The organism is Mycolicibacterium rhodesiae (assembly GCF_002086695.1).
In the GTDB taxonomy this organism is placed as follows: Bacteria; Actinomycetota; Actinomycetes; order Mycobacteriales; family Mycobacteriaceae; genus Mycobacterium; species Mycobacterium rhodesiae.
Window position 1 is genome coordinate 15,273 of sequence record NZ_MVIH01000018.1, and the last position, 20,929, is coordinate 36,201.

Consider the following 20,929-nt stretch of genomic DNA (forward strand, 5'->3'; position numbering starts at 1 on the left):
ACCGTCGGGATCCGGGAAGGTGTTCGGGGCAGTGTTCGTTCGTCGCGCAGCGCTGATGGCGCTGGTGGGCACCTTGTTGGCCGCGCCGGTGCCGGCATCCGCCGATCCTGATCCCGGCGGCCCCGAGCTGGGTCAGCCCGTCGCCGCCGCCGACCCGGCCGCCCCGCCGGTCGATGACGGGAAGGTGGCCTCGACGCCGCCGGCCATCACGACATCGCCGGATGGATGGACGCTGACGATCTCGGCGAAGGACGAGGTGCAGATGCCGATCGCACCGCTGACCACCGCCATCTCCTCACGGGAGTACTCCGTCAGCGGTGTCTTCAACGGCGCGCTCGACGGCCCCGGCGAGAACCCGAGGGGTGTGTTCGAGGTGGGCTACCAGATCGGCTGCGGCATCGACATGAGCACCTCCAACGGCGTCGCCCTTGGCGGCACGATCGGGGTGAACTCATCGATCGGAATCATCGGGCTGGACTTCCCGAACAACGCGGCCGAGGGCCTGCTGCCGGGTGTCGGCGGCAATATCGGCGGGGCGATCACCGTGGGCCTCAAGCCCGGCATCATCAACATCGTCCCGGTGACCAAGAAGCAGTACAAGGGCGACCGGCCGTGGGTGTCGATCAGTAACTTCCACGTGAAAATCGATGGTTGCGTTGGGGAGTCGTTCATCCGCTCCTATGCGACGCTGAGCAAGTCCACCGACGAAGGTGACGCGATCCTGTCCTGGTACGGAGTGACCAAAAAGATCTAATTCACCTCATCGAGTGTGCGCTCAGATCGCGAATGCCGTCCACATCACGATCTCCACGCACACTCGGCGGGCCGTCTTACGGGAAGCGTTTGATGCAGCGGTCCTGATCGCCGAGTACCCCGATGCGGAACGCGTCGATGCGGTTGAAGCCGGCAGGCACCGACTCACCGTTGACGTCGCCGGCGACCAGACCGTTGGTCAGTAGGCCTGACACCGCCTCGTCGATGTCGCCTGCCGTCAGCGCCACGGTGTTGCCGTCGGGGGTGGTCACCTCTTTGGACAGCTTGGTGGTCGCGACGCCGGTCAGGCACGCGGTGCGCAAGCCGGCTTCGGCGTTGTCGAGCACCAGTCCGCCCCGCTCGTGCTGCAGCGCCAGCATGTAGCGCGATACCAGCACGGAGTAGGCGGTGTTGTCGCCGGTGACCAGGACGTTGTCCTGACCTTCGTTGGAGGCGCCCATCTTTTCCAGTCCGGGCAGGTCGATGGCGATCGTGTTGCTGGCCGGGCAGTAGGACACCGGCGGGCTGGGCCGGGCGTCGGGGCACGTCGACCCTGACGCGGCGTCCAGGTTCAGGGTGGGTGGGTTCTTCGGCGTGAACAGGATGTTCATCGCCTCGATGATCGAGCGGACCGACTCCTCGGTGACCGGCCACTCACCGGTCTGGTCGCGCTGCAGTTCGATCGGCAAGTCTCCGCGTCGCTGGCCGATCTCCTGGGCGTCGATGGTCGCACAGGAGGACGGTCCGTCGGTGAAGCCGAACTGGAAGGCCGAGATCCGCTCGAACGCCGACCCGTGCTCGTCGCCGCTGTCGGCGTAGTCGTCCTGACTCAGCAGCGGGTCGCGAAACGAAATCATCGCGGCCAGAAGGTTGTTCAGCCCGTCACCGGTGCTCAGAGTGAACCGCTTCGAGTTGCCTTCGGCCACCCAACGCATGTAAGCGCCTGCGAGGCAGTCGGCCTGCTGCTCGGCCACCAGCGTGGGGGTCCCCTTCTTGTTGAGCTTGGCCATCTTCTGAATGGCGTGCCCGTACTCGTGGGCCAGCACCATCGTGATCGCCATGTCGCCGTTGGCCTGTCGCAGTGCGGGCAGCAGTACGCCGCGATCCCAGCCGATGGTGTTGTCGTCCTCGCAGAAGCCGGCGTTGATCAGGTCGGAGGTGGTGTCGCCGCAGAATTCGCCGTCGTATTCGTTGGAGTCCCAGGAGATCAGGTCCTTGACGGGCCGGAACTCCCCGTCGAACGAGGCCTTGTAGTTGTCCTTCCAGAACGACTCCAGATCGCTGATCGACTGCGCGCCGATCTCGTCGTCCTTGCCGCCGTCAGTGTGGGAGACCTTGCGCGTGGGCTTCTCCGCATCCGAACGCAAGCCGCTGGGACCGTCCACCGCCTGCAGGCCGCCGACCTTGAACGGATCGTCGAAGACCGACACGGCCTTTCCGGAGATGGTGGTGCCGCAGCCGGCCAGCACCGCAGCGGCGCTCGCGACCGCGAGCAGGCGTGCGAGGTGTCGTCGGCGCATGGGGGCCACCCTCTCCGAGGCATCGAAATTTGCTCTCACCATTGTGCCGCCCGCCTGCCGCTACCGATGCCAACTCACGGCGAGGCCCCGTCGCGTAGCCGCTGAAGTGCTTGTTTGACGCGCTCGGGGTCGGTGGTCGGCCAGAACGGCGGCAACGACGCGCGCAGGTAGCCGCCGTACCGCGCGGTCGCCATCCGCGAGTCCAGCACTGCGACGACGCCCCGATCGTCGGCTCGGCGCAGGAGCCGGCCCGCTCCCTGAGCGAGGAGCAGCGCGGCGTGGGCGGCGGCGACCGTCATGAACCCGTTGCCGCCCCGCGCGGCGACCGCTCGCTGCCGCGCCGTCAGCAGCGGGTCGTCGGGGCGGGGGAACGGGATGCGGTCGATGAGCACCAGCGACAGCGACGGCCCCGGCACGTCCACGCCCTGCCACAGCGACAGCGTGCCGAACAGCGATGTCTCGGCGTCGCCGGCGAACTTCTCGACCAGCGCCGCGGTGTTGTCGTCGCCCTGACACAGGATCGGGGTGTCGATCCGGGCCCGCAACGCCTCGGTCGCCGCCTTGGCGGCCCGCATCGACGAGAACAGCCCCAGGGTGCGTCCGCCGGCTGCCTCGATGAGCCCGGCGATCTCGTCGACCTGTTCGGGGGAGCCTGCGGAGTCCCGGCCCGGCGGTGGCAGATGCGCGGCGACGTACAGGATGCCGGACTTGGCGTGCTCGAACGGGGAGCCGACGTCCAGTCCGGTCCACTTCGGCCCGCCGCCAAGACCCCAGGCGCCGGCCATCGCGTCGAACGAGCCGCCGACGGTCAGCGTCGCTGAGGTCAAAATCGTTGTCGCACTGTCGAACAGGCGGGTGCGCAGCAGGCCGGCCACCGACAGCGGCGCCACCCGCAACACCGGCCGTCGATTCCCGCGAATCTCCTCGTGGTCGAGCCACACCACTTCGGTGCGGTCCGGGATGGCCGGGACGAACGAGTCCAGCACCCGCGAGGCCGCGTCGCCGATCTCGGTCAGCGCCGCGATCGCCTCGTTGCGGGCCGCGGCGGCCTTCGGGTCCTTGGGCGCCGGGTCGATGTCGCCTCGGGCGGCGGTGGCAGCATCCCGCAATGCGGTCAGGTAGGTGGCCAGCTCGTCGTCGAGGTAATCGAGCCGGCCCGGCTGCGCGTCATGGATCGCCGAGGAGAACGTCGCCACCGCCGCCTCCATTCGCTGAACCAGCGCCGGGCTGACCAGGCGGGAGATCCGCCGGACGGCCACCCCCAGCGGGGCGGGGGTCAGTTCACCGGTGGCCACCGACGTCACCCGGTCCACCAGTTCATGGGCCTCGTCGACCACCAGATACTCGTGTTCGGGCAGCACCGCGGCGTCGGCGATCGCGTCGATCGCCAGCAGCGCGTGGTTGGTGACGATGACCTCGGCGCGGCCGGCCTCGCCGCGCGCCCGTTCGGAGAAGCAGTCGGTGCCGTACGGGCAGCGCGCCATGCCGAGGCATTCCCGGGCCGAGACGCTGACCTGCGACCAGGACCGGTCGGGCACACCCGGCGTCAGCTCGTCACGATCGCCGGTCTCGGTGGACGACGCCCATGCCGTCAGCCGGGCGACGTCACGGCCCAGCGCGCTCGCCGCGACCGGCTCGAACAGTTCCTCCTGCGATGCGTCACCGGACTCGTCTGCGCTTCCGTTGTGAATCTTGTTCAGGCACAGATAATTTCGCCGCCCTTTGAGCAACGCGAACTTGGGCCGCCGAGGCAGGGCGGGTGCCAGCGCGTCGACCAGCCTGGGCAGATCGCGGTCGACGAGCTGGCGTTGCAGTGCGATCGTCGCCGTGGACACCACAACGGGCGACCCCTCCGACACCGCCCGGGCGATCGACGGGATCAGGTAGGCCAGCGACTTGCCGGTTCCGGTGCCGGCCTGCACCGCCAGATGCTCGCCCTCGGCGAAGGCGTTCGCGACCGCCTCGGCCATCTGCACCTGGCCGGGACGCTCGGCACCGCCCAGCGCGGACACCGCCAACGCCAGCAACTCGGTGACCGGCGGCACCTCGCTGTCGTCGCTCACCGTGACCGCACCGGCACCTGTCGGGTCGGGATCGCCGGCTCGCCCTGCGAGAGCGCCAGGCCTTCCCAGGGCAGGCTGCGCAGCCCGCGCACCACCAACTCACGTGCGGCGGCCAGATCGGCTGATGCCAGCGGCCGGCCGGCGCGCACCAGCGGCACGGTCAGCACCCGCGCCGGCTCGGTCACCTCGGGTGCGGCGGCCACCGGATGAATCACTTCCTCGGTGATCGTGCCCGTCGGCCGGGACAGCCGCAGCGCCGCCTTGCGTCCGCCGTGAGACTCCTTGCGGCTGCTGCGTTTCTGAACGGGGATGCCGTCGACCTCGACGAGCTTGTAGACCATGCTCGCGGTCGGGGCACCCGAGCCGGTGACCACCGAGGTCCCGACACCGTAGGTGTTGACCGGGTCGGCGCGCAGCGCGGCGATCGAGAATTCGTCGAGGTCACCCGACACCACGATCTCGGTGCCGGTGGCGCCCAGGTCGTCGAGCTGTGCGCGCACCCGGCGGGCCAGCACCCCCAGGTCGCCGGAGTCGACGCGCACCGCGCCGAGGCCCGTTCCGGCGACCTCGATCGCGTTGGCCACGCCCGCCGTCACGTCGTAGGTGTCGACCAGCAGGGTCGTCCCGACGCCCAGCGCGTCGACCTGCGCCCGGAACGCGGCCTTCTCGTCCGGTCCGCCGGCCGTCGTGTGCAGCATCGTGAACGCGTGCGCGCTGGTGCCCATCGCCGGGATGCCGTAGCGGCGGTTGGCTTCGAGGTTGGACGTGCCGGCAAAGCCGGCGATGTAGGCCGCACGGGCCGCCGCCACCGCCGCCTGCTCGTGGGTACGGCGCGATCCCATCTCGATCAGCGTGCGGCCGGCCGCCGCGCTGACCATCCGCGCGGCCGCCGAGGCGATAGCGGTGTCGTGGTTGAAGATCGACAGCGCCAGCGTCTCCAGCAACACGCACTCGGCGAAGGTGCCGGTGACCGACAGCACCGGGGAGCCGGGGAAGTACAGCTCGCCCTCGGCATAGCCGTCGACATCACCGGTGAACCGGAAATCCCGCAGATACGCCAGTGTCGCGTCATCGAGGAACGACCGCAGGGGGGCCAGGGCGTCGTCGTCGAAGACAAACTCGCCCAACGCTTCCAGGAACCGCCCGGTACCCGCGACCACGCCGTACCGGCGGCCGTCCGGCAAGCGACGGGCAAACACCTCGAAGGTGGTCCGGCGGTCGGCGGAGCCGTCGCGCAGCGCGGCGGCGAGCATCGTCAACTCGTACTTGTCCGTCAGCAGGGCGGCTGTCACAGCGCAACCGTATCGGCCACCCGGCGGGCTGGATAGCCGTGTAGGCGGCTCGCTATCCTTGGTCGCATGGGTTCGCAAGCAGCTCCGACCCGGCCGGACGCCAGCGGAGCGCAACGCACTGAATCCGTCGCTGCTGTCGACACCCCCTGGGTGACGATCGTGTGGGATGACCCGGTGAACCTGATGAACTATGTGACCTACGTGTTCCAGAAGCTGTTCGGCTACAGCGAACCGCACGCCACCAAGCTCATGCTGCAGGTTCACAACGAAGGCAAGGCGGTGGTCTCCGCCGGGAGCCGCGAATCCATGGAGGTCGACGTGTCCAAACTGCATGCCGCCGGTTTGTGGGCGACCATGCAGCAGGACCGCTGACCGCGTGCGCAAATGGAAGCGGGTCGACACCGCTGAGGGCCCACGGTTCCGCTCGGCGCTGGCCCCGCACGAGGCGGCGCTGTTGAAGAACATGGTCGCCTCGGTGCAGGGCATGCTCGACGAGCGGGAGGCCGCGACGCCGTCGGATCCGTTGGAACAGATCACCGGAATCCGGGCAGGCAACCCGCAGGCTCCCGACGACACGACGATGCGGCGCCTGTTGCCCGACTTCTTCAAGCCCCAGCGTGATCACCCGGCCGGGTCCGCAGCCGCCGAAAGCCTCAACGGTGCGCTGCGCAGCCTGCACGAGCCGGACATCATCGATGCCAAAAGATCTGCGGCGCAACGCCTTTTGGACACCCTTCCGGATGGCGGGGGAAGGTTCGAGATCACCGAAGACGACGCAAACGCGTGGGTCTCCGCGGTGAACGACGTCCGGCTGGCGTTGGGCGCCATGCTCGAGATCGGCCCGGAGGGTCCCGACCGTCTGCCGACCGACCATCCACTGGCGGGTCACCTCGACGTCTATCAGTGGCTCACGGTGCTGCAGGAGTATCTGGTGCTCGGCCTGATGGGCAAGCCCATCCGATGACAGAGGGCAAGCCCATCCGATGAACATCGGGTCGATCACCGACGTCGCAGGCATCCTGGTCGGGCACCACCACCGCCTGGACGACGATGCGAGCCTCGGCTCCGGCTGGGCCTGCGGCACCACCGTGATCGTCACGCCACCGGGCACGGTGGGCGCCGTCGACGTTCGCGGCGGCGCGCCAGGCAGCCGCGAGACCGACCTGCTCGACCCGGCCAACAGCGTCCGCCACGTCGACGCCGTCGTGCTCACCGGCGGCAGTGCCTACGGTCTGGCCGCCGCCGACGGCGTGATGACCTGGCTGGAGGAGCAGGGCCGCGGGGTGGCGATGGACGGCGGCGTCGTCCCGATCGTTCCGGCAGCGGTGATCTTCGATCTCCCGGTCGGCGCCTGGGCATGCAGGCCCAACGCCGAGTTCGGGTACGCGGCGGCAAGCTCAGCCGGTGCGGAGGTGGCGGTGGGCACCGTCGGAGCCGGTGTCGGTGCCCGTGCCGCCGTGCTCAAGGGCGGCGTCGGCACCGCGTCGATCACCCTCGAATCCGGGGTGACCGTCGGGGCGATCGTCGTCGTCAACAGTGCGGGCAACGTCGTCGACCCGGCCACCGGGCTGCCGTGGATGAGCCACCTCGTCGCGGAGTTCGGGCTGGCTGCGCCGCCCGCCGAGCAGATCGCCGCACTCGCCGCGCTCGACGCGGAGTCCAGCCCGCTCAACACCACCATCGCCGTCGTCGCCACCGACGCGGCGCTGTCGCCGGCCGGCTGCCGACGCTTCGCGGTCGCTGCCCAGGACGGCCTGGCGCACACCATTCGTCCCGCGCACACCCCGCTGGACGGCGACACCGTCTTCGCGCTGGCCACCGGCGCCATTGAGCTGGCGCCCGATCCCGAGACGCCGGTGTCGATGGCGCCGGAGACCAAGGCGCTCGCGGCGCTCGGCGCGGCCGGGGCGGATTGTCTGGCGCGCGCCGTGCTGGTCGCGGTGCTGGCAGCTGAGTCGGCCGCCGGTGTGCCGACCTACCGCGACGTGGTGCCCGGGGCGTTCGGCTCCGGTGCGTAGCCCGCGCTCAACCCCCGCCGGAGTGCTCCACCGGTAGCCTGGACGAAGCCGCAGAGGCGCTGGCAAGGCCAGCGCTGGGCGTAGAAGAGGTATGAGGCACAGATGAACCAGCCGTTGGGTTACTCGGCGACTCCGCCGCAGCCCAAGAAGCCCCCGGCGTGGAAGGTCGGCGGCGCCACCATCTTGTCGTTCGTTGCGCTGCTCTACGTCATCGAGATCGTCGATCAGCTCTCGGGGCATTCGCTGGATCGCAACGGCATCCGGCCGCTGGAAACCGACGGCCTGTTGGGCATCGTGTTCTCGCCGCTGCTGCACGCCAATTGGCAGCACCTGGCCGCCAACACCGTGCCGGCCCTGGTGCTCGGCTTCCTGGTGACGCTGACCGGCATGGCCCGATTCGTCTGGGCCACCGCGATCATCTGGATCGTCGGCGGATTCGGAACCTGGCTGATCGGAAACGTCGGCTGCGGGTTGGAGACCAACCACATCGGCGCCTCCGGGCTGATCTTCGGGTGGCTGACCTTTCTGTTGGTCTTCGGCTTCTTCACCCGGCACATCTGGTGGATCGTCACCGGCATCGTGGTGCTGTTCGTCTACGGCGGCGTGCTGTGGGGGGCGCTGCCCGAGTTGACCACCTGCGGCGGGGTGTCCTGGCAGGGCCACCTGTGCGGCGCGGTCGCCGGGGTGCTGGCCGCCTACTGGCTGTCCGGTCCGGAACGCAAAGCGCGGGAACGCAAGAAGGCCGGCCAGTTTCCCGGCCTGACGTCATGAGCGACCGCTTAGCGCCGGTCGGCATCTTCGATTCGGGCGTGGGCGGTCTGACCGTCGCCCGCTCGATCATCGATCAGCTGCCCGACGAGGACATCATCTACGTCGGTGACACCGGCAACGGTCCGTACGGTCCGCTGACCATTCCCGAGGTTCGGGCGCACGCACTGGCGATCGGCGACGACCTCGTCGAGCGCGGGGTCAAAGCCCTCGTCATCGCCTGCAACACCGCGTCGTCGGCCTGCCTTCGTGACGCGCGGGAACGCTACGACGTTCCGGTCGTCGAGGTGATTCTGCCCGCCGTGCGCCGTGCGGTGGCCACCACACGCACGGGACGCATCGGGGTCATCGGAACCCAGGCGACGATCGCGTCCGGGGCCTACCAGGACGCATTCGCGGCGGCGCGCGACGTCGAGGTCGCGGCAGTCGCATGCCCGCGGTTCGTCGACTTCGTCGAGCGCGGTGTCACCAGCGGCCGCCAGGTGCTCAACCTGGCCGAGGGATATCTGGAGCCGCTCCAACGCGCACAGGTCGACACCTTGGTGTTGGGCTGCACGCACTATCCGTTGCTGTCCGGGCTGATCCAGCTGGCGATGGGGGATTCGGTCACGCTGGTGTCCAGTGCCGAGGAGACCGCCAAAGACTTGCTGAAAGTTCTGACCGAGCGCGATCTGCTGCGGCCGCACGAGGCGCCGGCGGCGACCCGGCTGTTCGAGGCGACGGGTGATCCCGAGGCGTTCACCGCTCTGGCGGCGCGCTTCCTGGGGCCGGCGATCACCGGCGTCCATCCAGTTCACCGTCACGTCTCGGCGACAACGTGATTCTCTCTGACAAACCCGTCATGTTTTCCTCTTGTGGCAACCGGGCATGGCAAGCTGGTGGCTGTGCGAATCACCGTCCTCGGTTGCTCCGGCAGTGTTGTCGGGCCTGATTCGCCGGCGTCCGGCTACCTGCTGACGGCACCGGATACACCGCCTCTCGTCCTCGACTTCGGTGGCGGGGTGCTCGGCGCGCTGCAGCGCTACGCCGATCCCAACGAGGTGCACGTGCTGCTGTCGCACCTGCACGCCGACCACTGCCTGGATCTGCCCGGCCTGTTCGTGTGGCGTCGCTACCACCCGAGTCCGGCTCAGGGCCGCGGCATCATGTACGGCCCGAGCGACACCTGGACGCGGCTGGCGGCGGCGTCGTCGCCGCTCGGGGGCGAGCTCGACGACTTCTCCGACATCTTCGACATCCGCCACTGGCAGGACAACCAGCCCGTGCAATTCGGTGCCCTGACCGTGCTTCCGCGGCTGGTGACCCATCCGACGGAGTCGTTCGGTATGCGGATCACCGACCCGTCCGGCGCCACCCTGGTCTACAGCGGCGACACCGGCGTGTGCGAGTCACTGGTCGAATTGGCAAGGGGTGCGGACGTTTTCCTGTGCGAGGCATCGTGGACGCACGCACCGGAGCGGCCGCCGCATCTCCATCTGTCGGGTACCGAGGCGGGCCGGATGGCCAAGCGCGCCGGCGTCGGCGAGCTGCTGCTCACCCACATCCCGCCGTGGACGTCGCGTGAGGACGTGATCTCGGAGGCCAAGGCGGAGTTCGACGGACCGGTGCACGCCGTGGTGTGCGGGGAGGCCATCGAGGTCCGTCGGCACTGACGCCTTGGCGCGCCCGTTAGGGTTGCCTCGTGTCCCGACGACAAGACGGCAGGCTTGACGACGAGCTGCGCCCAGTCACGATCACCCGTGGCTTCACCTCCCATCCGGCCGGCTCGGTGCTCGTCGCCTTCGGCGAAACCCGGGTCATGTGCACGGCCAGCGTCACCGACGGTGTGCCGCGCTGGCGCAAGGGCTCCGGTCTCGGCTGGCTGACCGCGGAGTACGCGATGTTGCCCGGGGCCACGCATACCAGGTCGGATCGCGAATCGGTGAAAGGTCGCGTAGGCGGACGCACCCAGGAGATCAGCCGGCTGGTCGGGCGCTCGCTGCGGGCGTGCATCGATCTGGCCGCGCTCGGCGAGAACACCATCGCCATCGACTGTGACGTGTTGCAGGCCGACGGCGGAACCCGCACTGCCGCGATCACCGGCGCCTACGTCGCGCTCTCCGATGCCGTCACGTACCTGGCTGCGGCAGGCAAACTGTCCGACCCGCGCCCGCTGTCGTGTGCCATCGCCGCGGTCAGCGTCGGGGTGGTCGACGGCCGGGTGCGCGTCGACCTTCCCTACGAGGAGGATTCGCGCGCCGAGGTCGACATGAACATCGTCGCGACCGACACCGGAACACTGGTCGAGGTCCAGGGGACCGGGGAAGGTGCGACGTTCCCGCGTTCCACGCTGGACAAGATGCTCGACGCCGCCCTCGGCGCGTGCGAGACCTTGTTCGCCGTGCAGCGCGACGCGTTGGCCCTGCCGTATCCCGGTGTGCTGCCCGAGGGTGCACCGTCGAAGAAGGCGTTCGGGAGCTGAGCTGAACCGCGTACTCGTTGCCAGCCGCAACGCCAAGAAGCTGGCCGAATTGCGCCGGGTCCTCGACGCCGCGGGGCTGGCCGGACTGACCCTGGTGTCGCTCGATGATGTCCCGCCCTTCGATGAGGCGCCCGAAACCGGCGCGACCTTCGAGGAGAATGCTCTGGCGAAGGCGCGCGACGGCTACACGGCGACCGGGCTGCCCACCGTCGCCGACGACTCGGGGCTGACGGTCGCCGCCCTCAACGGGATGCCCGGGGTGCTCTCGGCGCGGTGGGCCGGAACGCACGGCGAGGACGCCGCGAACAACGCATTGCTCCTGGCCCAGTTGCGTGACGTGCCCGACGAGCGGCGTTCGGCGGCGTTCGTGTCGGCGTGCGCACTGGTCTACGGTCCCGGCGACGCCGACAGCGCGGTGGTGCGCGGCGAGTGGAACGGGGTGATCGCCCGCGAGCCGCGCGGTGCGGGCGGCTTCGGCTACGACCCGCTGTTCGTCCCTGAGGGGGAGACGCGCAGCGCTGCCGAGCTCAGCCCGGCGGAGAAGGATGCGGCGTCGCATCGCGGCCGGGCGCTGGCGTTGCTGATCCCGGCGCTGAGTGCGCTGCTCAGATGAGTGGAACGAGATTTTCCTAGCGCATCTAACCTGTGTCATGATGCTCGGGTGGGTCGTCACTCGGTCCGGGCGGCGCACCCCGGTGTTCTGATCGCCGTCCTGGCGGCGGCCGGCATCAGCGTGTCCTTGACGCAGACGCTGATGATCCCGCTCATTCCCGAGCTCCCAATGCTGTTGCACACCAACCCGTCCAACGCGTCGTGGACGATCACCGTCACCCTGCTGACCGCGGCGGTGGCCACGCCGGTATTCGGGCGCCTCGGCGATATGCACGGCCCCAAGCCGATGTTGATGATCTGCGCGGGTGCGATGGCTGCCGGCTCCCTGATGGCCGCGGTCACCAGTTCTCTGGTGCCGTTCATCATCGGGCGAGGGTTGCAGGGGCTGGCCTTGCCGATCATTCCGCTCGCCATCAGTGTGCTGCGCTCGGCGCTGCCCGCCGAGCGGGTCGGCCCGGCGATGGGGTTGATCAGTTCATCACTGGGTGTCGGCGGCGCGATGGGCCTTCCGCTGTCGGCGGTGATCGCGCAAAAGGCCGACTGGCACACATTGTTCTGGGGCGCAGGCGTTCTCGGCATTCTGGCGATGCTGCTGTTCGCCTTCCTGGTGCCCAATGTCCCGGCCAGTTCGGCGGACCGGTTCGACCCGCTGGGCACCTTGCTGCTGGCGGTGGGGTTGGTGGCTCTGCTTCTGCCGATCTCCAAGGGGTCGACCTGGGGCTGGACGAGTTCGACGACGCTGTCGCTGTTCGTGCTCTCGGTCGCGGTGTTCGCGGTCTTCGCCCGCTGGCAGTTCCGGACCGCGTCGCCGATCGTGGATCTGCGCACCACCCTGCGGCGGCCGGTCTTGACCACCAACGTCGCCGCGGTCCTGGTGTGCTTCTCGATGTTCGCGCTGTCGCTGGTCGGTCCGCAGGTGCTCGAACTGCCGTCGGGAACCGGGTTCGGCCTGGGCCAGTCGATGCTGCAGGCAGGCCTGTGGATGGCTCCCGGCGGGCTGGCGATGATGTTCGCGGCCCCGCTTGCCGCACGTACCGCGGGCCGCCGCGGGCCCAAGTTCACGTTGGTCTGCGGTTCGGCGATCATCGCGGCCGCCTACCTGGGTGCGGTGTGGCTACTCGGCAGTCCCGCGGCGGTGATGGTGGTCAACGTCGTCGTGAGCTTCGGGGTGGGCTTCGCGTACTCGTCGCTGCCCGCGCTCATCAACGCCGCCGTGCCGGTGTCCGAGACCGCCGCCGCCAACGGAATCAACGCACTCGCCCGGTCTTTGGGCACATCGGTGTCCAGCGCGGTGATCGGTGTCGTGCTCGCGACGATGACGATCACCTATGCCGGGCACGTCGTCCCGTCGTTGCACGGCCTGCGCACGGCGCTGCTGATCGCCGCCGGTGTCGCCGCGCTCGCGGCTGTCGTCGCCATGACGATCCCGACTCGGGCGGACACCGCCGTCGCCGAGTGGTCGGCGGACGAACTCGAGTTGTCCGACGACCCGCTGATCAAAGGTTGAAGCGGGTCTTCAGCTCCCGGGTCTGCACCTGTTCGACGATGATGCCCAGCAGGGGGATGGTGCCGGCCAGCAGGACGCCGATGGTCTTGGCGATCGGCCAGCGCACCTTCACCGCGAGGTTGGCGGTGAAGAGCAGATAGATGAAATAGACCCAGCCGTGCACGACGCCGATCCAGGTGGGCGGGTTGTCGACCTTCACGACGTAACGCAGCACGATCTCGTAGCACAGCGCGATCAGCCAGATGCCGGTCGTCCAGGCCAGAACACGGTATCCGAGAAGGGCTTTGCGGATCGTCTCGTTCGGGACGCCTGTCGGGGTGTGGGCTTCGGGCGACTCGGGTGCGGTCATGCGGTGGTCCTGTTCTGATCGTCGTGGGCCTTGTCGGCCGCGGCCAGTTCGGCCAGATAAGCGTTGTACTCGCGCATTGCGGGGTCGGCGTCGTCGGACGCCGCGCGGGCCGAGGGCCGTTCGGGCAGGAGTCCGGCGGGGATCTCGGTGATGGAATCGGCGTCCGTCGGCGCCTCGGGCGCGCCTTCTTCTTCGTAGCGGATGAACTTGCGGTAGGCGTACACGCAAAATCCGGCGAACATCGGCCATTGCAGGGCATAGCCGAGGTTCTGGAAGGAGCCCGACGTCGACTCGAATCGGCTCCACTGCCACCAGCCCAGGGCCAGGCAGCCGCACGCGGCGATGATCACCAAAAGGATCAGCGCGAACCTGCGGCGGCGGGTCGTGGACACACCACGACGGTACCCTGCCAGCGGTTATGGGATCACCGGTGAGTGGCGCTGCGCACGTAGGGCCGAAGCCTGCGCCGGGCTAATCCGGGGCGATACGCCCGGTAGACTTCGGAGTCCTGCGGGCGTGGCGAAATGGCAGACGCGATGGCTTTAGGTGCCATTGCTCGAAAGAGCGTGTGGGTTCGAGTCCCTCCGCCCGCACAATTCGGCCCTGGTGGCGCGCGTCACAACCCCTTAGGTCTCGAACGGATCTCACGCCGGTCACAAAGCTAATCTGCTAGCTTGACTAACTTTTGAACTCTAAGCTCGGTCTCAGGTACTTGATGAAGAACGGAGCTACGGTGATCGCGTTGGGCAAAGTCGGAGATGTCGTTTTCTTCGCGGCGGCGACACCGCGGCTCTGTCTAACACCCGAAAAGAAAATGGCACCGAGAGTGGAGTACCGGTGAGCGATCCCATGATGACGTCTGTCGATCTGATCCGTTATGCGATCGCCGACCAGGTGCGCGAACTTGGCGGGGACACCGACAAGATCGATCAGATCGCAATGTCCGCCGCCTACGCCATCTTCATCGGCATGGCCGCCGACGCATCCCGCCAGGCGCGCTGATCTGACGTTCGCCAGTGGCTCAGCCGAATAGGCTGCCCAGTCCCTGTTGTCTTCGGCCACAGATGGCCACCATCATCGCCCTTCGCTGATCCGCGCTTCACCCGATCGGGAAGCGGTCCGACCCTGCATCGCCGCCCGGGATCACCGGGATGACGATGGCCGATGGATGAGCGGCATCGTGAAAGATGGTCTGCGTCGCCTGCTGCGTCGCGGCACTCTGCCCGAACGGCTCACCGGTATTCGGGTTCGGCGCGAACTGCGGATAGTCGCTGCTGGAGATCTCCACTCGGATCCGGTCGCCGGCACCGAACTGATAGCTCGTCGGCCAGATCGCGATGTGGTACTCGTAGGGCTGGTTCGCGACACCGGGGTGCGGGTCGGACAACGAGTCGCGGAACGCCGTCCGCACGATCCCGTTGTTGAGGTTGATCGCATCGCCGTCGGGCTTGACCACGATCAGCTTGGCGGTGAAGTCGGTGTCGACGGCCGACGACGACGCCCACAGGTCGACCGTCACCGGCCCGGTCACCTCCGTGTCGGCTGACAACGGATCGCTGCTGTAGACCAACACATCAGAACGCTGTTCGACCGGGATCTGGTCGTAGGGCCCCTGCGGGCCCGACCGGGCACCACAGCAGGAATGCCCACCGACGCTGGGAGCCGGATCGGTCGGGTCGTAGACGTAGCGGTCTGGTGTCTGGCCCACGCCGGCTGCTGCGGTGGTCAATGTGCCTGTGCGCGAATTCATCTGGCCGTCGCCGGACAGGAAGTAGCGAGTCCACCGGGTCTGGGGCAGCGGCCAAGCCTGCGCCGATTTCCAGCGGTTGGCGCCCATCAGGAAGTAGTCCACCCGCGGGGTGTCCGACACATGGTTGTCCGCGCCTTTGAGGAAGTGGTCGTACCACCGCAGCATCAGTTCGTTGATCGGAGTAGCGCCAACGGGGCCGATGTCCTTGAGCAGAGGTGCCGGTTCCGAACCTGGCCGGCCCCAGTCCACGTGGTCCCAGGGACCGATGACGAGGCGTTGGTTCGTCCGCGCTTGCGGCGTGGCCGCCGACTTCACCATCCCGGTGAAGTTCTCGACACCGCCGGCGAGGAATGCGTCGTACCATCCCTCGACGTCGAGAACCGGCACCCGAACCGACGGATAGCGGTCGCGGATGCTCCACGCTCGCCAGAAGTCGTCTCGAGTGGAATGGGCGATCCAGTCGAAATACCACGGCGCCACAGCAGGATTCGCGGGCTGCAGGGGCGGCAGGGCACGATAGGGCAGAAAGTTCAGCCACCGGGTCGAGTCCGCCGCGGCGGCCGTGAGTGCGGCGGCAGTCGGGCCGTCACCCCGGTTCTCGGCCGCGGTGGTGGCCAAACCGAGTGCCCAGGGCTGAACGAACGCCAGCCGGAACTCGCCACCCTCGTACATCCAGCCGTCGTAATAGTCCGAGGCGGTGTTTGCCGGAACGATCGTCACCAGGTGCGGGGGCGCCGCCGTGGCCGCCAGCCACTGGGTCGCGCCGACGTACGACGAGCCATACATGCCCACTTTGCCGTTCGACCCTGGCAGCGCGGCGGCCCATTCCACCGAGTCGTAGCCGTCGTCGCGATCGTGGGTGAACTCGCTGAAGGTGCCGCCGGAGGTGCCCTGCCCCCGAACATCTTGGATGACAACGAGATAGCAGTGCGACGCGAACCAATCGGGTGTCTGGTAGCGCGACGGTTGGACCTGGGCGCCGGACTTGCCGTACTGGGTGCGCATCAGGATCACCGGAACCGGGCCGGAGCGCTCCGGCCGGTACACATCGGCGCGCAGCACGGTTCCGTCGCGCATCCGGGCCGGCACGTCGGTCTGTTTGCTCACCGCGCACGGGCCTCGGCCGGTCGAGGGCGGCCAGGCCGAGTCGGTGACGCGTCGGCCCGTCCCGCCGCACGCCGACAACACCAGCGCCAGCGCCAACGTCACCGCCAGGGCACGTGTCGATCGCACGTCTCCACGCTACGCAGTTGTGCTCAGATCATCTCTCGCGCGGTGAGCCATCGCATGATGGGCCAACCCGCGAACACCGGCAGCCAGCACGTCAGGACGCGATAGAGCAGGACCGCGGGAACGCCGACGGCGGCGGGTACGCCGAACGCGGCGAGTCCACCGATCAGGGCGGCCTCCACCGCGCCGACGCCGCCAGGGGTGGGTGCAGCCGACGCGAGCGTGCCGCCGACCATCGTGACGATGGTGACCGTGACGAACGTGGTGTCACCGCCGAACGCCGAGATGCTGGCCCACAGCACCAGTGCCATTCCCAGAGTGGTTGTGGCACAACCGAGTACGATGATGGCCAGGCGCTTCGGCTCGCGCATCAGGTCCAGCAGCTCGCTACCGACTTCCTGGAGCCGGGGCCGCAATGCCGTGCCGAGCCACCGGCGGGCCTTGGGCACCAGCAGGAACGTGCCCAGAATGCCGAGCGCGACACCGCCGATCAGGTACAGCAGGGTGGTGCTCGGTACGAAGTGAGACAGGTCGGCGGTCGCGCCGGCGGCGACGCTGAACAGGATCAGCAGCGTCACGTGGGTGATCACCTGTACCGCCTGCTGCAGCGCGACCGCGGCGGTGGCCCGCAGCGCACCGAGTCCACCCTTCTGCAGGAAGCGAGTGCTCAGCGCCAGCCCGCCGACACCCGCCGGGGTGGTGGTGGCGGCGAAGGTGTTGGCGAACTGCATGATGACGAGGTTGCGGAAACTGACGAGTCCGGCCGCGCACGCCCACAATGCCGCGGCCGCACCGACATACGTCAGCGCGGACACGGCCAGCCCGAGCAGCGCCCACCACCAGTTCGCGTTGCGCAGTTCGCTGAAGAAGGTGGGCACCGTGCTGATGAACGGGTAGGCGACATAGACCAGTGCGACCAGCAGGACCAGTTGGATGACCTGCTTGCGGGTGAACCTGGTGATGGTCTCGGTCTTGATCTCGTCAGCGCCGGTCTGCCGTTTGACTTCGTCGCGGGCGGCGGCCATGACAGCCTTGGGATCGTTGACCGACTTGCGAATTCGGGCCGGGACCGCGGCTCTGGTCAGGCGCCGCGACGCGGTGAGGACGGTCTCTTTGCCCAGGGTGTCGACGGCGGCCCGCACGGCGGTCTCGGGACTGAACCGGTCTGAGGTCGTCACCAGCAGTGCCGCGATGTCGGACTGGAGCTGCTCGTCGGTCGCGCCGTATTCGGAATTGCCGAACCCGCCGAACAACACCTTCCCGGAGTCGACCGTCATCTCCTTGAAACGCAAGTCGCCGTGCGCGATCTGGTGCCGGTGCAGCACCGCGAGCGACCCCCAGACCGAGGTCACCAGAGCCTCGTCGCTGGACGACCCGATCGGATCTCCGAGGGGCGGGGTATGCGCATACAAGGTCCACCCGCGTTCCAGCGCGGCGACCGCCATCGTGGTGGTGTTGGACACCCCGAGGTCGCAGACGGCGATCGTCATCAGCGCGCGGTGCTCGACCGCGCGTCGCATCGACGCCTGCAACGGCGCGGTCTCGGCGTCGCGCAGAATGAGCCAGCGCCAGAACTGGCGCAGGGCTCCGCCGCTGCGTTGGTTGGGCCCATACATTTCCAGGACCATCCGCGAGCCTGCGTCGTCGGCCGCCGCCAACTCCAGTGGTCCGGACCCGGCCGGCCGCACTACCGTCATAGACGTCACCAGAAACCCGCGGCGAGCGAGCGCCCGCACAGTTCCGTCGAGGGGGACTTCGAGAGCCGGGGTGCCGACCACCCATACCGTCAGGGCACCGACGAACCAGCCGACCGAGAGTCCGAGCAGCGAGCGGGCCGGCACCACCGCGCTGACCACCAGGTGGATCGGCACGAACGCCAGCAGCAGCGTCCACCACCATCGCCGCCACCGGCCCGGCAGCCAGGGTCCGGACACGGTCAGGACAGCGGCCAGCATCGCGATCCAGCGAGGATCGTCGAGGAATTGCGACAGCGTGGTCGACAGCCGCTCGGAAAGGTCGAAATGCCAGCGGGGCGCGGCGATCCCGTTGCCGGTGATCGACAGTGAGATCACGGCGAGGAATCCGGCGGCCACGTACGCGGCGAACAACTTCCACTGCCGCGCGCCGATCAGCCCGATCAGGATCACGAACGGCAGCGCCAGGATCGCGACGCCGTAGCCGAGATACACCAGATTGGACTGGGTGGGGGTGAGCACCCCCACGATCATCGAGACGGATTTCTCGAGTCCGACCCAGTCATTGCGGGTGATCAGCGAGCTGGTGACCACGATCACCAGGACAAGGGTCGCCAGCGAGAGTCGAACGATGTCGTTGGTCCGGCGGGTCAGCGGCAGCAGCACGTCGCCGGAGATGGCAACATCGCGTCCGTCAACTCGCACCGCTGCAACCTATCCCGACTTTCACCGGGGAGGTCTCATTGACCGCCCGTCAGACGAAGCCGACGTAGCCCAGCAGTGCCGCGGCGCCCACCACGACCAGCGGATTGGTCTTCGTCCGCACGAAGATGAGGGTCGCGACGCCGGTGATCAGATACGCCCGCCAGTCGTGGTCGGCGGCTTTGCTCATGACCAGCGAGCTGGCCAGGATCAACCCCACGGTCAGCGGCGCAAAACCTTTTTCCACCGCGTAGCGCAGCTTGGACTTCTGGGCCTTCTGCCAGGACACCGTGATCAGGTACATCAGGCCCGCCGCGGGCACCACCATCGCGATGGTGGCCAGCACGCCGCCGACGATGCCGCCGGCGACGCCGAAACTGCCAAGACCGGCCGCGTATCCGACCAGCGCCACGATCAGGATGCTCGGGCCGGGGGCGGCCTGCGAGATCGAGAAGATATCGGCGAACTGGGAATTCGTCAGCCAGTGGTGCCCGGTCACCGCCTGCAGGTGCATGTCGGGAAGCACTGTGTTGCCCCCGCCGATCGACAGCAGCGACAACGAGCCGAACATGCCGATCAGCGCCAGGAAAGTCTTCATGCGTCGACCGGTTCCGGTGTCTTGCGGGGCCAGGCCCAGATCAGGCTCAGCGGCGCCAGGATCGCCAACGTCAACAGCAGCGGCCAGCGGAGCACGCCGTTGAGCACGAAGCTGGCCAGGAAGAACGCGACCGGCATCAGGCCTTTGAGGCACTTCTGACCGGTCTGGATCACCATGGCCAGGGTCAGCGCGACGGCCGCCGCCGAGGCGCCGTGCAGGGCACCTTTGATCGCAGGCACTTCCTTGAACGTGAAGTAGACGAAGCCGAGCGTCAGCACGATCGCAACGGGCATCAGGCACAGCCCGATCACGGCCGCGATGGCGCCGGCCAGACCCTTCATCTTGGTTCCGACGAATACCGCCAGGTTCACCTGGTTGGCGCCGGGCACGATCCGGCACATCGTCATTGCGCTGAGGAACTCCTCCTCACCCAGCCACTGCTTCTCGACGACGATGACCTCGCGCGACCAGGCGCCCAGGCCGCCGCCGAACGACGCCAGCGCGATGTGGTTGAACGTCCGCGCGACCTCGAAGAGTGAGACCTTCGCCCTGGTCGAACCGGACTCACTCATGGACCAGGTCGTGGTCGTGCGGAAACTCGTCCTCGACGGGACGGTTCTTTTCGAGCGGGTCGGGTGGCTCGTAGTGGCTGGAGACCTGCCAGTCGCTCTTGAAGACCTCTTTGAGTCGAGCCACCACGTCCGGGTCATCGGTGGTGACACCGAGTTCGCGCCGAAGGTCGAAGGCGCTGCGATCGATGTTCATCGATCCGACCAGAACCTCTCTGCCGTCGATGATCAACAGTTTGGCGTGCACCCTCAGGTTCTTCTGTTTGCGCACCTCGACGCCGAACCGGCGCAGTGTGCGCAGCGAGGCGAACGTATCGAGGATGTCCCACTCGCTGATGCCGTGCTTGCCCCCGCACAGGACTCTCACCCTGACGCCGCGGTGGGCGGCCGCCGCGATGTGGTCGAGGATCACGGCGTCCACGTACTTGGGATGCTGGATGTACAGCTTTCGTTCAGCGGAGTCGATGAAGCGAGCCATGTGGTATCGGGAATTGGAGTTACTCCACAACAGTCCTTCGTATCTGGGCGGAGTGAAGTCTCGATGCTCCCAGTCGGCGTTGAAGACCTCGACGATCTGGGCGATGTGCTGGGGATCATGGGTGATGATGCCGTAGTCACGGGTGAGCGTGAAGTACTTGATCATCAGGTTGTAGGTCGCGACCATTGCCGCGCTCTCATCGACGACGATCGACTTCTCGTGCGTCACATAGAATTTCGGGCTGGACCATTGGACGTCGATGCCCGCGCTCTTGAACGCCTCGTAGCTCTCGTCGTTCGCCCGGTCACCGCCCGAGCGCTGCGGGTTCAGCATGATCCGAACGTCGACCCCGGCTTTCTTCCGGTCGATCGCGGCCTCGATCAAACTGGGTTCGGTGAAGGTGAATTGCTTTATCAGAAGCGACTTTTGCGCGCTCATGATGAATTCGCGGACCGGTTCCAAACCGTCGTCTGGCTCGACGATCACGCGCGGGGCGTTAGCAGGCATAGGTTTCGGATGCTAGCACCAGAACCGCCCCGGCACTTTGCCGTTGGGTGAATGTCGG

At 67.9% G+C, this 20,929-nt stretch carries 21 protein-coding genes and 1 tRNA gene; 12 read left to right on the forward strand and 10 right to left on the reverse strand.

Features of this window, described 5'->3' with window-relative positions; translation table 11 throughout:
* Window positions 1–31: 31 nt before the first annotated feature.
* Entirely contained in the window at window positions 32–754 is a 723-nt protein-coding gene (locus BST42_RS24750) for an MspA family porin (protein ID WP_083122148.1), read from the forward strand.
* A 76-nt stretch (window positions 755–830) separates the two neighbouring features.
* On the opposite strand, the gene BST42_RS24755 is transcribed toward BST42_RS24750, so the two are convergent.
* From BST42_RS24755 to BST42_RS24765, 3 genes are all read right to left on the reverse strand, one after another.
* Window positions 831–2,273: a neutral zinc metallopeptidase gene (locus BST42_RS24755; RefSeq protein ID WP_083121987.1), complete on the reverse strand. Its 1,443-nt coding sequence runs from the start codon at window positions 2,271–2,273 to the stop codon at window positions 831–833.
* Between the two features lie 74 nt (window positions 2,274–2,347).
* The gene (locus BST42_RS24760; protein WP_237159586.1) at window positions 2,348–4,336 is read right to left on the reverse strand and encodes an ATP-dependent DNA helicase; all 1,989 of its coding nucleotides are present in this window, start codon (window positions 4,334–4,336) and stop codon (window positions 2,348–2,350) included.
* Complete coding sequence (locus BST42_RS24765; protein ID WP_083121989.1) at window positions 4,333–5,628, reverse strand: nicotinate phosphoribosyltransferase; 1,296 nt, start codon at window positions 5,626–5,628, stop codon at window positions 4,333–4,335. The genes BST42_RS24760 and BST42_RS24765 overlap by 4 nt, the downstream gene beginning before the upstream one ends.
* Before the next feature lie 66 nt (window positions 5,629–5,694).
* Here BST42_RS24765 and clpS point away from each other — a divergent pair, with 66 nt between their 5' ends.
* From clpS to BST42_RS24810, 9 genes are all read left to right on the forward strand, one after another.
* Window positions 5,695–6,000, forward strand: a complete 306-nt coding sequence (gene clpS / locus BST42_RS24770) for an ATP-dependent Clp protease adapter ClpS (RefSeq protein WP_083121990.1) — start codon at window positions 5,695–5,697, stop codon at window positions 5,998–6,000.
* A gap of 4 nt (window positions 6,001–6,004) precedes the next feature.
* Window positions 6,005–6,592, forward strand: a complete 588-nt coding sequence (gene aosR / locus BST42_RS24775; RefSeq protein ID WP_083121991.1) for an oxidative stress transcriptional regulator AosR — start codon at window positions 6,005–6,007, stop codon at window positions 6,590–6,592.
* 25 nt (window positions 6,593–6,617) lie between these two features.
* Window positions 6,618–7,646, forward strand: coding sequence for a P1 family peptidase (locus BST42_RS24780; protein ID WP_083122156.1), 1,029 nt, complete (start codon window positions 6,618–6,620; stop codon window positions 7,644–7,646).
* Between the two features lie 102 nt (window positions 7,647–7,748).
* Complete coding sequence (locus BST42_RS24785; RefSeq protein WP_083121993.1) at window positions 7,749–8,417, forward strand: rhomboid family intramembrane serine protease; 669 nt, start codon at window positions 7,749–7,751, stop codon at window positions 8,415–8,417.
* Complete coding sequence (gene murI / locus BST42_RS24790; RefSeq protein WP_083121995.1) at window positions 8,414–9,235, forward strand: glutamate racemase; 822 nt, start codon at window positions 8,414–8,416, stop codon at window positions 9,233–9,235. The genes BST42_RS24785 and murI overlap by 4 nt, the downstream gene beginning before the upstream one ends.
* A gap of 57 nt (window positions 9,236–9,292) precedes the next feature.
* On the forward strand, window positions 9,293–10,066 hold the full coding sequence (locus BST42_RS24795) for a cyclic nucleotide-degrading phosphodiesterase (RefSeq protein ID WP_083122159.1): 774 nt from the start codon (window positions 9,293–9,295) through the stop codon (window positions 10,064–10,066).
* A gap of 29 nt (window positions 10,067–10,095) precedes the next feature.
* Window positions 10,096–10,875: a ribonuclease PH gene (gene rph, locus BST42_RS24800; RefSeq protein WP_083121997.1), complete on the forward strand. Its 780-nt coding sequence runs from the start codon at window positions 10,096–10,098 to the stop codon at window positions 10,873–10,875.
* Between the two features lies 1 nt (window position 10,876).
* The gene (gene rdgB, locus BST42_RS24805; RefSeq protein WP_083122162.1) at window positions 10,877–11,488 is read left to right on the forward strand and encodes an RdgB/HAM1 family non-canonical purine NTP pyrophosphatase; all 612 of its coding nucleotides are present in this window, start codon (window positions 10,877–10,879) and stop codon (window positions 11,486–11,488) included.
* Between the two features lie 48 nt (window positions 11,489–11,536).
* Window positions 11,537–12,994 (forward strand): MFS transporter, encoded by a 1,458-nt coding sequence (locus tag BST42_RS24810; RefSeq protein ID WP_083121999.1) that lies wholly within the window; start codon window positions 11,537–11,539, stop codon window positions 12,992–12,994.
* On the opposite strand, the gene BST42_RS24815 is transcribed toward BST42_RS24810, so the two are convergent.
* Window positions 12,984–13,343, reverse strand: a complete 360-nt coding sequence (locus BST42_RS24815) for a DUF3817 domain-containing protein (RefSeq protein ID WP_083122001.1) — start codon at window positions 13,341–13,343, stop codon at window positions 12,984–12,986. The genes BST42_RS24810 and BST42_RS24815 overlap by 11 nt on opposite strands.
* Window positions 13,340–13,735, reverse strand: coding sequence for a hypothetical protein (locus BST42_RS24820; RefSeq protein ID WP_083122003.1), 396 nt, complete (start codon window positions 13,733–13,735; stop codon window positions 13,340–13,342). Before BST42_RS24820 ends, BST42_RS24815 begins: the two co-directional genes overlap by 4 nt.
* A 118-nt stretch (window positions 13,736–13,853) precedes the next feature.
* On the opposite strand from BST42_RS24820, the gene BST42_RS24825 reads away from it, so the two are divergent.
* Window positions 13,854–13,936: transfer RNA gene (locus BST42_RS24825), tRNA-Leu, on the forward strand.
* A 244-nt stretch (window positions 13,937–14,180) separates the two neighbouring features.
* A complete protein-coding gene (locus tag BST42_RS29715) occupies window positions 14,181–14,345 on the forward strand; it encodes a hypothetical protein (protein WP_165760920.1) in 165 nt (54 codons plus the stop codon).
* Between the two features lie 97 nt (window positions 14,346–14,442).
* Here the strand turns inward: BST42_RS29715 and BST42_RS24830 are convergent, their stop codons facing one another.
* The 5 genes from BST42_RS24830 to BST42_RS24850 all read right to left on the reverse strand — a co-directional run bounded on the left by BST42_RS24830 (window position 14,443) and on the right by BST42_RS24850 (window position 20,871).
* Window positions 14,443–16,170, reverse strand: coding sequence for a CocE/NonD family hydrolase (locus BST42_RS24830; RefSeq protein ID WP_110918767.1), 1,728 nt, complete (start codon window positions 16,168–16,170; stop codon window positions 14,443–14,445).
* Between the two features lie 179 nt (window positions 16,171–16,349).
* Window positions 16,350–18,722 (reverse strand): lysylphosphatidylglycerol synthase transmembrane domain-containing protein, encoded by a 2,373-nt coding sequence (locus BST42_RS24835; protein WP_083122007.1) that lies wholly within the window; start codon window positions 18,720–18,722, stop codon window positions 16,350–16,352.
* A 49-nt stretch (window positions 18,723–18,771) separates the two neighbouring features.
* Window positions 18,772–19,317, reverse strand: coding sequence for a chromate transporter (locus BST42_RS24840; RefSeq protein ID WP_083122009.1), 546 nt, complete (start codon window positions 19,315–19,317; stop codon window positions 18,772–18,774).
* A complete protein-coding gene (locus tag BST42_RS24845; RefSeq protein ID WP_083122011.1) occupies window positions 19,314–19,889 on the reverse strand; it encodes a chromate transporter in 576 nt (191 codons plus the stop codon). Before BST42_RS24845 ends, BST42_RS24840 begins: the two co-directional genes overlap by 4 nt.
* Window positions 19,882–20,871 (reverse strand): phospholipase D-like domain-containing protein, encoded by a 990-nt coding sequence (locus BST42_RS24850; RefSeq protein ID WP_083122013.1) that lies wholly within the window; start codon window positions 20,869–20,871, stop codon window positions 19,882–19,884. The genes BST42_RS24845 and BST42_RS24850 overlap by 8 nt, the downstream gene beginning before the upstream one ends.
* Between the last annotated feature and the right edge of the window lie 58 nt (window positions 20,872–20,929).